This window comes from Burkholderia thailandensis E264, assembly GCF_000012365.1.
GTDB classification, from domain to species: domain Bacteria; phylum Pseudomonadota; class Gammaproteobacteria; order Burkholderiales; family Burkholderiaceae; genus Burkholderia; species Burkholderia thailandensis.
In genome coordinates, this window is the sequence record NC_007650.1 from 832,381 (window position 1) to 845,191 (window position 12,811).

Below are 12,811 nucleotides of genomic sequence, written 5' to 3' on the forward strand. Positions count from 1 at the left end.
GCGCGTCGCTCGTCGCTCGTCGCTCGTCGCTCGTCCGCCGGGACGCCCATGCGGGCGCCGGGCGAGCGGACGGCGACGAAATCCAAAGCGCCGACGATTCGGCGCTTGTTTTTTTAGGGCACTCACGTGACTGACCCAACCCAACGCATTCTCGATCCGAGCGAAATCGCATCGCTCGACCATTCGGCCATTCCGCGCGTGCGGATGCCCGAGCGCGGCGCGGTGTTTGCCGCGCGCGCCGCGCGGCTGCGCAAGCTCGCGGACCTGAACCCGATCGCGGGCTACCTGCGGCTGATGGCGGCCGTAGCCGCCGCGCAGCATGAATTGCTGCAGACGTTCGAGCCGAACGCGCCCGCGAAGGCGGCGATCGAGCAGGCGCAGCGCCATTCGATGCCGCTCGTGCCGGCGCTCGGCGGCGAGCGCGATCCGCGCTGGCGCGACGTGCTGCAAAGCCTGCTCGATCGCGTCGAACGCGCGGGCCTCGTGAATCCGCCGCTCGCGAAGCTGATCGACGGAATGCGGCTGCGCGAGCCGGCCGCGCTCGACGCGCAGGCCGACGCGCTCGTCGCGCAGCGCTTCGCCGAGATCGAGCCGGCGTCCGCGCCGTTCCTGATGGCCGCGCTGCAGGTGGTGTGGACCGCGCTCGCGAGCCACATCGCGCCCGCCGACGTCCCGTATCTCGAACAGCCGGGCCTTTGCCCGGTGTGCGGCGCGCAGCCGGTCGCGAGCATCGTGCGCGTCGGCGGCCAGTATCAGGGCTACCGCTTCCTCCAGTGCGGGCTGTGCTCGACCGAGTGGCACATGGTCCGCACGAAGTGCTCGCACTGCGATTCGACGAAAGGCATCGCGTATCACGGGATCGAGGGCGGCAGCGAAGCGATCAAGGCCGAATCGTGCGACGAGTGCCACACGTACCGGAAGATCGGCTATCAGGAGAAGGACTACGACGTCGAGCCGCTCGCGGACGATCTCGCGAGCCTCACGCTCGATCTGCTGATGGGCGAGGCGGGCTACCGGCGCGCGTCGTCGAACCCGCTGCTGTGGCCGGATCTGCCGGCCGAACCCGCCGCGGAGGAAGCGCGGACGTGAGCGGGCCCGGCGCGAATGAACTGAACGCGCTGCTCGCGCGCGTGCCGTCGGTCGAGCGCGTGCTGTCGTCGGACGAAATGAAGCCGCTCGTCGACGAATACGGGCGCACGCGCGCGCTCGCCGCGGTGCGCGCGACGCTCGACGCGTGGCGCGACGCCGCGCGCCGCGATCCGGCCGCGGCCGGGACGCTCGACGACGCGCGCGTCGCCGCCGACGTGCGCGCGCGGCTCGCCGCCGATGCGGCGGGCGCGATGCGCGCGGTGTTCAATCTGACGGGCACCGTGCTGCACACGAATCTCGGCCGCGCGCTGTTGCCGGACGAAGCGGTGCGCGCGGTCGTGCGGGCGCTCACACAGCCGATGAATCTCGAATTCGATCTCGCGACGGGCCGCCGCGGCGACCGCGACGACCTGATCAACGCGCTCGTCTGCGAGCTGACGGGCGCCGAGGCGGCCACCGTCGTCAACAACAACGCGGCCGCCGTGCTGCTCGCGCTGTCCGCGCTTGCGCCGAAGAAGGAAGTGATCGTGTCGCGCGGCGAGCTCGTCGAGATCGGCGGCGCGTTCCGGATTCCCGACATCATGAGCCGCGCGGGCGCGAAGCTGCGCGAGGTCGGCACGACGAACCGCACGCATCTGAAGGACTATGCGGAAGCGATCGGGCCGCGCACCGCGCTGCTGATGAAAGTGCATTGCAGCAATTACGCGATCAGCGGCTTCACGACGGAAGTGACGCTGCAGGAACTCGCGCCGCTCGCGCGGGAGCATGGGGTGCCCGTCGCCGTCGATCTCGGCAGCGGCACGCTCGTCGACCTGACACGCTGGGGCCTGCCGAAGGAGACGACGGTGCGCGAGACCGTCGAAGCGGGCGCGGATCTCGTCACGTTCAGCGGCGACAAGCTGCTCGGCGGCCCGCAGGCGGGCCTCGTCGTCGGGCGGCGCGACCTGATCGCGAAGATCAAGAAGCATCCGCTCAAGCGCGCGCTGCGCGTCGGCAAGCTGACGCTCGCCGCGCTCGAGCCGGTGTTGCGCCTGTACCAGGCGCCCGAATTCCTGCGCGAGCGGCTGACGACGCTGCGGCTGCTCACGCGCGCGCAGGCGGACATCGCGGCGACGGCCGAGCGCGTGCGGCCGGCGCTGCAACGCGCGATCGGCGCGGCGTTCGCGGTCGACGTCGAGCCGATGTTCAGCCAGATCGGCAGCGGCGCGTTGCCCGTCGATCAACTGCCGAGCTGCGGCCTCGTCGTGCGCGCGAGCGACGGCAAGCGCAGCGGCCGCGCGCTCGCGCAGCTCGAGAAACGCCTGCGCGGCTGGCCGCGCCCGGTGCTCGGCCGCGTCGCCGACGACGCGCTGCGGCTCGATCTGCGCTGCCTCGAAGCGGACGACGAAGCGGCATTCGTCGCGCAATGCGCGCAAGCGTCGACGGATACGCGCGCATGATCGTCGGAACCGCGGGGCACATCGATCACGGCAAGACGACGCTCGTGCGCGCGCTGACGGGCGTCGACACCGATCGGCTGAAGGAAGAGAAGGCGCGCGGGATCTCGATCGAGCTCGGCTACGCGTACACGCCGCTGCCCAATGGCGACGTGCTCGGCTTCATCGACGTGCCGGGCCACGAGAAGCTCGTCCATACGATGGCGGCGGGCGCGTGCGGGATCGACTTCGCGCTCGTCGTGATCGCCGCCGACGACGGCGTGATGCCGCAGACGCGCGAGCATTTCGCGATTCTGCAACTGCTCGGCGTGACGCGTGGCGCGATCGCGCTCACGAAATGCGATCGAGTCGACGCGGCGCGCATCGCGCAGGTGCGCGACGAGATCCGTGCGTGGCTCGCGACGTCGCCGCTCGCCGGCGCGCCGATCTTCGAGACGCGCGCGACCGAGCCGGGCGATGCGGGTGTCGCCGCATTGAACGCGCACCTGCGCGACACGGCGCTCGCATGGCGCGCGCGACGCGACGACGGCTTGTTCCGGCTGGCGGTCGATCGCGTGTTCACGCTTGCGGGGCAGGGCACCGTCGTGACGGGCACCGCGTTCGCGGGACATGTGCGCACGGGCGATACGCTCGCCGTCGCGCGCACGGGTGAAGCGGTGCGCGTGCGAAGCATCCATGCGCAGAACCGCGCGACCGACGTCGGCCATGCGGGCGAGCGCTGCGCGCTGAATCTCGCGGGTATCGACAAGGCGGCGCTCGCGCGCGGCGACGCGATCGTCGATCCGCGGCTCGTCGCGCTTTCGCTGCGCATCGACGTCGAATTGACGTTGACGGCGGACGCCGACGTGACGATCGCGCACTGGACGCCGCTGCACGTGCATCTCGGCACACTGCATCGGGTCGCGCACGTCGCGCTGCTCGAAGGCGATACGCTTGGGCCGGGGCGGTGCGCGCGCGCGCAATTGAATTTCGCGGAGCCGGTGTTCGCGGTGCCGGGCGAGCGTTTCATCGTGCGCAACGCGCAGGCGACGCGAACGGTGGGCGGCGGGCGCGTGCTCGATCCGTTCGGCCCCGCGCGCAAGCGGCGCACGAGCGCGCGGCGCGCGTGGCTCGACGCGCTCGCGTCGTGGCTCGACGAAGGGCGTCTCGACGCGCTGCTCGACGAGGCGCCGCTCGGCATCACGCGAGCGACGCTGATGCACCTGACCGGCTTGTCGGCGGATGCATGGGCGTTGCCCGCCGATGCGGTGAACGTCGCCGGGCCGGGCAGGCATGCGGACGAAGCGCGCGTCCTCGCGCGCGGGCATTGGGATGCGTTGCGCGCACGCGTGCTCGACGCGCTCGCGACGTTTCATCAGCGTTCGCCCGACGAGCAGGGGCCGGATGTCGCGCGGCTGCGCCGGATCGCGGTGCCGCTCGCGGACGACGCGTTGTGGCGCGCGCTGACCGATGCGTTGATCGCCGAAGGCGCGATCGTGCGCAGCGGCCCGTGGCTGCATCTGCCGTCGCACACGGTGAGCTTCGATGCGGCCGAGGAGGCGTTGGCCGGGCGTTTGCTGCCGCTCGTCGCGGCGGGCCGCTACGATCCGCCGTGGGTGCGCGATCATGCGGCGACGGCGGGCGTCGCGGAGGACGCGGTGCGCGCGTTGCTGCGCAAGCTCGCGCGGCGCGGCGACGTGCATCAGGTCGTGCGGGATCTGTTCTATCACGGCGACGTGATCTTGGAGCTTGCGCAATTGATCGCGCGACTCGCGAGCGAGCACGGCGGCGCGCTCGATGCGGCGACGTTTCGCGACGCGACGGGCCTCGGCCGCAAGCGCGCGATTCAAATTCTCGAGTTCTTCGATCGCGTTGGGTATACTCGCTTCCACCGCGATCTTCACTGGTTGCGAGCCGATAGCCGGTTGCTGATCGGTTCGCAGTAGCCCGGTTTCGGGCTCGTGCGGTTCGCGACGGATCTCTACGGTTCTGGACGGGACGGCGTGCTGTTCATGCCGGTTCCCGCTCCCGCTTCCGTTCTCGCAGGAAGGCATTCGTATCCGGTGGTGCGGCTGGGCTTCAAACCCAGTTGGTGCGGTCAGCCCGCGCTAGGTCGGTTCGACTCCGGCTGCCTTCCGCCACAAGGCTCCATTGCCGTTTACTCCCGCAAACATCCCGAAACGCCTTATGTGGTGGGCGTTGGGGGGCGTGCTGGTCCTGCGCGCTCCCGGACCATACCCCGGAATCTCACTATCAATTGTGGGTAGGGTTGGGGTAGTGATGGCGTCATGGCACATGAATCGGTTGACCGCGCTGGGTATTGGGAAGCTCGTTGACCCGGGATATCACGCGGACGGCGGTGGGCGGTACCTGTAGATCAGCGCCAGCGGCTCGCGGTCGTGGATCTATCGGTTCTCGATCGCGGGTCGCGCGCGGGAAATGGGCCTCGGCTCGTTGTCAGTGTTGCCGGTCGCTGCGGCGCGAAAGGTGGCGCCCGGCGGCCGGGCGAGCGCGAAGCTGGGCATCGATCTGATCGCCGCGCGGCGGCGCGCCTAAGCTCAGAGGTCGGCCGAAGATGTATCGGGCTTGACGTTCAAGCAGGCTGCCGAGGCGTGCATTGCCGACCGTACTTCGACGTGGCGTAACACCAAGCGCGCAACGCAGTGGACAACCAGGCTCGAGACGTACGCCTACCCGGTGATCGGCGACGTCGACGTGCGCGATGTCGATATCGAAATGATCGTGCGCGTCCTTCAGCCATCTGGATGAAGAAGGGCGAGACTGCGAGGCGCGTACGCGGCTGCGTAAAGGCGATCCTCGATGCCGTTGGTTCTTGAGTACCGCGCGGGCGGCAACCCTGCTCGCTAGATCACCTCGGCCGCGTGCTGCCATCTGGCGGCGAGTGACATTTCGGTCAACCTGATTGAAAGTGGGCTCGGCGCGACGGGAATTTCGAATGGTTCCAGTGTCGCGCGCTACAACATCACGGCATCCTCACCCAGCAATACTTCCGATAGCGTTTCCGTCGTTGCGTTGCTGTCTGGGGCGATCTTTCGAACGCGGGCGGCATGGACACCGGTGCGACTCCGGCGAATAGCTATGTCGCGCTCTACGCGATCTGCAATCCGATGACGGGCGCATTGGCGTTGCTTGCAACCAGTGCGACAAGTGCTATAGCGAGTAGCAGTCTACGGCTGCGCGAACATGCTGTCCGGCTACACGGCGTCGGTGCTCGTGAGCGTCTGGCCGACGAATGGGCGCGGGCGGTTCATCGCCGGCGTTCGTCCAAGACATGCTGCTCCGGCCGACATCGTAAGCATCTCTCCCTACTGTGCGCTCGTGACTGATCCTCTGCTTTCCACGTTGCGCGAGCGCGACCACCGCTCAGCCACGCGAGTGCCGTGCAATCTGAGCGGCGTCTCGACAAATCGGTAATTCAGTTCTGCTAGCAGCAATACGATCGGGATGGCGGTAAAAGCAAAACGCAGAGTGAATGAGCCGTCAATTGCGCTCGGAGTGGTTGCAACTCGCTCCCAGATTTCTCGAGTCAGGCGATAGACGGGAACGTGGATCAGATAGATCGCGTATGACCGGGAACCGAAGTAAACGAGAACGCGTTTCACGGCGCCATCCGGCATCGTATAGCTTTTCCCGTAGCTCGCGATCCAAACCATGATGCACGACACGAGCGCGATTAGGCCGGTGTGAAACGGAATGCTGGCGAGGCGTCCCGGCAATGCCGCCAGAATGAGGCACATTCCTGCAAGAGCAATTGCGGAGAGCAAACCTCGCGCGAGAGTTCTCGGCTCAACTTTCGCGTACCACTCACGGTGTTGAAGGAGCGCGAGTAGCGCACCGAGGGCAAGAGCATCCGTCCTGACGAACCAGAGAAACGAGAGGATCGGGCGCGGGAGAAACACCTGAATCAGGACTACGACGCAGAGGATCGGCATGATCGTGCGTCGGCTTGCAGAGTACAGAAGGACGGGGAGCAGGATGTAGCACTGCTCTTCGAGCGATAGACTCCAGTAAACTTGATCGATACCGCACGTTTTCGCCGGGAATGCATAGCACGACCAAAAATGGAAGTTGGCAACCTGTGCCACGGCCGACAGAGAGTCGATCATGTTCCCCGTCGGTGTTCCGAGATAGCCGGTGCGGTTTGCCACGACGCTCAGAATCAAGGGTATGGCCAACCAAAGCCAAGCGGAAGGAAGAATGCGCCAGGCACGTCGAATCCAGAACGGAATCGCGAACGCTCCGAACCCGCATTGTCGTCCGGAAGGAAGGGTACGCAGCAAGTTCCCCGTGATGACGTAGCCTGAAATGCAGAAGAACAGATCGACCCCGCCCCAAAAGAAGAACGTCCGTTGGAACGCGTCGATCCGACTGCTTCCCCAAAAAAACAGGATGTCGAGGTGCGAGGCCATCGTTCCTAGAATTGCGATGGCTCGCAGTACCTCGACATCAAGATTTTTGCTATGTGAGCTTGATGCTGTCTGTGTTTGCATACGTGGCGAAATCCTTGGCAGGACGGATTTTGCCACATCGCTGAGTGCGCAATTCCGAAACGGATCAGCGCGTCAAGTAGCAGTTCACGGTGCTGTCCAAAGCCGCAACGGCGATCTGCGCCATGCGGCCCGTCAGTATTTTCGTGTTCGAGGCACATGATGCTCTCAGGGAGAACGTATGTGGAGCGGCCCCGCGTATCTGAGGACACAAGAACTCTCTTAAAATAAGGGATAGTCTTGTGCCTATCAGTAAGCCTAGTCATTACGTGGAAAGCATCGAAATTCTGAGCGAGCCGGAGCGCCGTCGTCGGCGCACGGCGCAGGAAAAAATCGCCATCGTGCAGGAAACACTGGAGCCGGGAGCATCGGTGTCGGCTGTGGCACGTCGGCACGGCGTCAACGCCAACCAGGTGTTCGGCTGACGCAAGCAATACCAGGAAGGCAGTCTGGCGGCGGTGAAGGCAGGTGAAACCGTCGTGCCCGTATCTGAGCTGGCCGCCGCCATCAAGGAAATCAAGGAACTGCAACGACTACTCGGGAAGAAGACGCTGGAGGTCGAAATCCTGAAAGAAGCCGTGGAGTGGGGCCGTTCAAAAAACCTGATTGCGCGCTCGCCCTTGCTGCCGGGGGACGACCGATGAAGACGGTCTGCGAAGTTCTCGGCGTGGCGCGCTCTGCGGTGGTGGTGAAGCGGATTCGCTCGTCTGACTGGCGCGATGGTCGCCGCGCCCGCGCGATTGACGATACCGGGTTGGTCGAGGAAAATCTGGGCGCTGCTGCGCCGTAGTCGAGAACAGAACGGTGCGCCGTGCATCAACCCCAAGCGCGTGTATCGGGTGATGCGTGAGCACCAGTTGCTGCAGCGCCGCCCCGGCGTGCGGCGAGACAAGCGGCGGCATGACGGTCGCGTTGCCGTGGACCGCAGCAATACCCGCTGGTGCTCCGATGGCTATGAGTTCCGATGCGACGATGGCACGCCGCTGCGCGTCACGTTCGCGCTGGACTGCTGCGACCGGGAGGCGATCAGCTGGGCGGCGACGACCGGCGGACATGGCGGTGATGTGGTGCGCGACGTGATGCTGGCCGCCGTCGAGCAGCGCTTCGGCACCCCGCAGGCCGCGCAGCCCATCGAATGGCTGTCGGACAACGGCTCGGCCTACATCGACCACCGCACGCGCAAGCTCGGCGAAAATGATCGCTTCGACTTCGACTACATGAGCGGCGAGCGTCCTGACGATGCGGGATCTTGGGAGTTTCACGTCTTTGGCATGCGCGGCTGGGAAGAGAAGATGGGATCGCGCGGTGTCGAGCGGGCTTTCGTACCCGTCGTGAGCGTCCTTTCCATTGCACAGAAGCGTTATCCATTGATTGCGCGCCCGATCGCGCCGATCGACCTTCCGGTCGGAAGCGTATACCCGCGTTGATCAGTCCTGACGCAGCACTATGCCGTAGATCATGAAACCCGACTTCGGCGTGTCCCGCTTTCGTGCGAGCCTTTATCCATGCGTCTTTCAATTTCGATGCTGGAATTGTGAAGGTCATTTGACGCGACTAGTGCCGATATTGCATAGCTGCGCAGGCAGCACCAGTGGGGGCAGGTCAAGAGCTACCAAACACCGTCTGCCTCAATCCGGACGAACCAGCATAAAAGCATTAGAGCGTTCACAATAGTTACAGTCGCCTTATGAACGCTCGTCTGCTTTTTTACGCTATGCGGCGGTCTTTCTACTCCGTCCAGCCATAAATGAGTACGTCGACCGACGAGGATCCGGACCCGCCAGCGAGCGCATCGGCAAAAATACTGAGCTTGGTACCCGGCACCTCGTAGACTCGCGTGATTTGTGCGTGTGGCTGCAGCGTCAGCGTGTCGAGTTGCGCGACGAGTTCGTTGCCTTCGGTTATCGTGAGGCGGATGATCACCGGGCCGGCAGATCCCACGCGTTCATCGGCGACCAACCTGATGCGCTCATAGGATTTGACGTCGACCTCTCCTAGTTTTTGCGATTTTCCAGCAGGAATACTCACCGCGCCAGGATGCGTGCGAAATGCAAGAGTTGTTGCCATGGCTGCCTCCATTGCAATGTGTGTAAATAAATAATTGTCCCGATTTTAAAAATCGGTTCAGCTGGGACGCTGTGTTGTCCAAAATTTAACTTGGCCATACTTTTTTCGAAGAGTGGCCGATAAAGCTGGCGATGAAGTATTTGTGCGAGGAGGAATTTACCAGTCGAACTGAAAATTGCCAACCGGTCGGCGATAGTTGGCTGGCCTCTTGGTGCGTTGGTTTTATCGTTGAATTGGTAACGTTGGGGGCGCATTTTTTTGGAGTCTAGTAATTTGACTGGTGGATTCAATAAGTGATTTCCCTGTATGTGATGCAATCCATGAAATTTATGTGAATTTGTTTCTCGCCTGGCAAATAGAATGGGATTAATTGTTTCAATAAATAATATTGAGGATTTGGGGTTTTATTGTTTTTGGAAATGGAATTAAAAGGCGGCCGTGAAAAACCGCACAATTCAGTGAAATGTTGGGGCTCGAACCGGCGACAATGTCAACAAAGCAACCGGGGAAATGACCAAGAGAACGAGACGAACGTAAGGTGGCCGGCTCATGGCGAACGCATGCGCCGAGGCGGTGTTGATCTGAGGCATCCGGCTGTCGACGGGCGGCAAAGGAGGCGGTGCGGCAACGTGTGCTTCGAGCGAGTGTGGCGTGGCATCGAGTACGAGGCGGTCGTGTGCTAGCTCTGCGTGAGCCAGGGCTTAAAAGGTACTGCCAAAATGAGTTGCAGGAGGCTGTTAACCTGCCGCAAGCTTCGTTAGGTCGTACTGTCAAGCGCCAATTGCCGCGGCCGGTGTCGATGCGCTCATTCCGGAGCATCGCCGAGCCCAGGTCGTGCCAAGCGACATCCGCTGCGTTGCGCCCGAGTGTGGCGAATCCCGCCGATCCGCTCGGCAGGGTTCGCCTCGCGCGAGAAATGGCGTTCCTATTGCGGGCCGGTTGGCTGGAAAACGTCTTGGCCAGCGTTGGTGTGCTTCCAGGAATATTGGCCGAATGCGTTGGTGTAGTACCAGAGCGCTTGGATCGTCGGTGAGCCGTTTGTCGTCCGGCAAGTTCCCGACCACGTGGTGATGCTGTTGTATTGCGCCTGAGGGGTGTTCCAGTTGACGGAAAATGTGAAAAGCGTGACCTGGTCCAACCCGGGGGATGCCGATGAGGGCGCGTAGAACCAGCCGGAAAGAGGAAAGGTTTGCCCCGATGTTCCGGATGGTGATTTGTACGCTCCAGAAATTGCACCGCTGCTCGAAGAATAGGTGCTAATTGTCATGGTCGAGCCCAACTCATTGAGCCATGTTCCAAGCGGATTCTGGCAATTGGCCGCGTAGGCGGAATCAGCCAGCAGAGAAGATGCAAGGAGCCCCGGGATGGCGAGAGAAACGAACGCGTTTTTCATTTGCGTTACCTTCTTCGTACATGTGCCGACCTCTCGTATCGATCAGGCTGTACAACGCCGGACCTCACACCCAATCGCGCACTTATTGTGAGAGCTCATCCGATGGCGCCCGCAGGGGAAGCACTTTCCGCTCCGGCCGACAAATCGAGTGGGTGAAGGAATTACACAATATTCGCATCTCGCTATTTTTGTATTTGATTGTTGTTTGATTAATTTGTGTATTGATTTTTCTTTCGATCGATTCAGGATAGGCTGATCGGGGATAAACTTCAAGATATCGTGTGGATTTCGAACGGGAGGGTGAAATTCAAATTCCATGTTGATGGAACCGGTCTGATTCCGCATTTTGATGCAATTATGGGTGGAGAATGCGCGGGATTGGCACGGGCAATGTGGCTCGCGCTTGTACGAGCGGGCGCTCGACGACCGATACCGCTTGAGTGCAGGACCTTTCCCGGTGGGGCGCGGCGCGCCGATAGAAAGTCACGCCCGCTAGGTGAAAGCCTTGCCGGCATTTGCGTCGATGAGAGTCATCCCCATGAGCTTCACGTTTGCGCGACGTGACAAAGTGGCGGTCTGCATCGGCGCAGAGCGTGGCGAGGCGGTCGGCGGCGCCGAATGCGTCAATGCGCGACCGCTGCTTCGTTCGGTGCAAAACGGCCGATGGGCAGACAATCGAGTCGTGGCGGGAGCGCGCACGGCGCAGGCGCAGAGGTTGCATGACGCGCATCGAGCCTGCGCCTTGCCTCGGCGTCTTGAGGCAAGGCGGGAGCGGATCATCGCGATCCGTTCACCGTATTGCGATTCTTCACCGCACCACGGTCACGATTCCACGCTTATCGTCCTGGCAGCCCACTTGCGGCGCACATGCCCTCGCTGTAACGGGAAATGTTCCCAAGACGAATGGCTTGAAGGTGAAGGTCGGTTGAAAAGTGTTCACGCCGGCGTATCCGTATTGTCTGATGGAAAGAAAGCCGGTTGCGCCGGACGAGATCGAAATATCCACGTTGCCTGCGACCGGCGTGGACGTCCAGACGTGCATCGGCAGATACGATTGCTGAGCGAATTTCGCCTGCACGGCGGGAACGATGATCGTAATGCCGTAGTCCGGCAGCTTCGCGGCCGACGCATTCTTGTTCGAGACGGGCTGCTGTCCCACGGTCCTGCAGAGCGAGAAATTCAGGATTTGATCGTTGATCGTGATCTCGCCATCGTTGGTGGCGTCGACTCCGCCCATCTTCTGGCAGATTTTTTGCCTGTAGAGCGTCGCATCGGCGGGCTGTTCGCCCCGCACGAAGGTCAATTTATCCGGCCCCGTCCGTGTCAACACCTGATCGATCGTGACGGTTCTCCGCGGATCGTCGGGATCGGTGGTGAGAATGGTGCGGCGGACTCTGTCCGGGCCCGACGGCATCTTGAATTCCTGATAATTGACCAAGCTGTCCGTCGGGCCGGCGGCGGCGGACGAGGCGCCGGGTTGCGGTTCGGCACAAACCAGGGGGATTACCGGGGGAGCAACCAAAGCGGCAAGCAACGTGACGGTCAACAGATTTCTTTTCATGTAATCGCTCTCACGATGGTGGATTGGTGCGCCCGTATCGAGGCGGCAACGCCAGGAAGCTTGCGGCGTCTTATTGGGCGGATATTAACTAATTGATCGAGTAAGAGATATTTCGTTAATTCCGAAATGTGCCGCGAGAAATTGGCATTCCGCAGCCTCATTGGGCATGTGGAGTGTAGGGGTAATGATATATTTCGACAAGGAATTTGTATAGTCGCGTCATTTGGTTTGGGAAACCAAATCGATAAATCAATCGGGTTCGAAATCCGAGCCGTGTTGCATTTCATCGCCTGGGCAATTCTGCAATCGATGCTCGATTTGAGCGGGGGCGGGGCAAGCCGCGAGTGCGCGCCTTGCATCGTTGCTCGGAGGCGAGATGGTAAAGGAACGAGCGCAGTACGAACGGCATGTTTCGATTCTTGAATTCGCCACATTTATGAGGCTGCTTTTATTCGTTTTACGGGGCGCTTGCGTGCGATCATGCGGTTTACGTGACGAAGAATTTTCGGATGATAAAAAGGTGTAAAGGCGGGGTGTAAAAATTTCATTTTGCAATGGGTTTTTATGTGGTGCAAGCATTGTCAATTAATCTGGATGTCATCCTTGTTTTGAGGGTGTGGCGGTTAATGGCGGTGGGTGCCGGAAATGAACAAGATTAACCGATGTGTAATTGTGGTAATTGAATTGCCCGGCACGATCGTGCGATGCATGGAGCGGCCGATGTTCCGATTGCCGACGCCCGCGAATCGCCGGGCACGACGGAATCAGCCGCGTGAGT

At 62.2% G+C, this 12,811-nt stretch carries 10 protein-coding genes, 1 tRNA gene and 1 pseudogene; 7 read left to right on the forward strand and 5 right to left on the reverse strand.

Annotated features, from left to right (window positions below; translation table 11 throughout):
* Positions 1 to 126: 126 nt before the first annotated feature.
* The 6 genes from fdhE (at position 127) to BTH_RS03730 (ending at position 5,273) form a co-directional block, all read left to right on the forward strand.
* Positions 127 to 1,089 carry a formate dehydrogenase accessory protein FdhE gene (gene fdhE / locus BTH_RS03705; RefSeq protein WP_011400997.1) on the forward strand — a complete coding sequence of 321 codons (963 nt, stop codon included), beginning with the start codon at positions 127 to 129 and terminating at the stop codon, positions 1,087 to 1,089.
* Positions 1,086 to 2,528 (forward strand): L-seryl-tRNA(Sec) selenium transferase, encoded by a 1,443-nt coding sequence (gene selA / locus BTH_RS03710; protein ID WP_009895905.1) that lies wholly within the window; start codon positions 1,086 to 1,088, stop codon positions 2,526 to 2,528. Before fdhE ends, selA begins: the two co-directional genes overlap by 4 nt.
* Complete coding sequence (gene selB, locus BTH_RS03715) at positions 2,525 to 4,450, forward strand: selenocysteine-specific translation elongation factor (protein ID WP_011400999.1); 1,926 nt, start codon at positions 2,525 to 2,527, stop codon at positions 4,448 to 4,450. Before selA ends, selB begins: the two co-directional genes overlap by 4 nt.
* Before the next feature lie 99 nt (positions 4,451 to 4,549).
* Positions 4,550 to 4,645, forward strand: a tRNA-Sec gene (locus tag BTH_RS03720).
* Positions 4,646 to 4,943: 298 nt separating this feature from the next.
* Positions 4,944 to 5,060, forward strand: coding sequence for a hypothetical protein (locus tag BTH_RS34925; protein ID WP_009895909.1), 117 nt, complete (start codon positions 4,944 to 4,946; stop codon positions 5,058 to 5,060).
* A gap of 30 nt (positions 5,061 to 5,090) precedes the next feature.
* Positions 5,091 to 5,273 carry a phage integrase central domain-containing protein gene (locus BTH_RS03730; RefSeq protein WP_009895912.1) on the forward strand — a complete coding sequence of 61 codons (183 nt, stop codon included), beginning with the start codon at positions 5,091 to 5,093 and terminating at the stop codon, positions 5,271 to 5,273.
* Between the two features lie 557 nt (positions 5,274 to 5,830).
* Here BTH_RS03730 and BTH_RS03735 read toward each other — a convergent pair.
* Positions 5,831 to 7,015, reverse strand: a complete 1,185-nt coding sequence (locus BTH_RS03735; protein WP_009895914.1) for an acyltransferase family protein — start codon at positions 7,013 to 7,015, stop codon at positions 5,831 to 5,833.
* A gap of 239 nt (positions 7,016 to 7,254) precedes the next feature.
* Between BTH_RS03735 and BTH_RS29720 the strand changes: the two are divergent.
* Positions 7,255 to 8,193: pseudogene (locus BTH_RS29720) on the forward strand (IS3 family transposase); the annotation flags it as partial.
* Positions 8,194 to 8,740: 547 nt separating this feature from the next.
* On the opposite strand, the gene BTH_RS03745 reads toward BTH_RS29720, so the two are convergent.
* The 4 genes from BTH_RS03745 to BTH_RS03755 all read right to left on the reverse strand — a co-directional run bounded on the left by BTH_RS03745 (position 8,741) and on the right by BTH_RS03755 (position 12,033).
* Entirely contained in the window at positions 8,741 to 9,079 is a 339-nt protein-coding gene (locus BTH_RS03745) for a hypothetical protein (RefSeq protein WP_011401001.1), read from the reverse strand.
* Positions 9,037 to 9,369, reverse strand: a complete 333-nt coding sequence (locus tag BTH_RS34930; RefSeq protein ID WP_146034667.1) for a hypothetical protein — start codon at positions 9,367 to 9,369, stop codon at positions 9,037 to 9,039. The genes BTH_RS03745 and BTH_RS34930 overlap by 43 nt, the downstream gene beginning before the upstream one ends.
* Before the next feature lie 635 nt (positions 9,370 to 10,004).
* Positions 10,005 to 10,472 carry an avidin/streptavidin family protein gene (locus BTH_RS03750; protein WP_009895923.1) on the reverse strand — a complete coding sequence of 156 codons (468 nt, stop codon included), beginning with the start codon at positions 10,470 to 10,472 and terminating at the stop codon, positions 10,005 to 10,007.
* Between the two features lie 808 nt (positions 10,473 to 11,280).
* Positions 11,281 to 12,033 (reverse strand): hypothetical protein, encoded by a 753-nt coding sequence (locus tag BTH_RS03755; RefSeq protein WP_009895924.1) that lies wholly within the window; start codon positions 12,031 to 12,033, stop codon positions 11,281 to 11,283.
* Between the last annotated feature and the right edge of the window lie 778 nt (positions 12,034 to 12,811).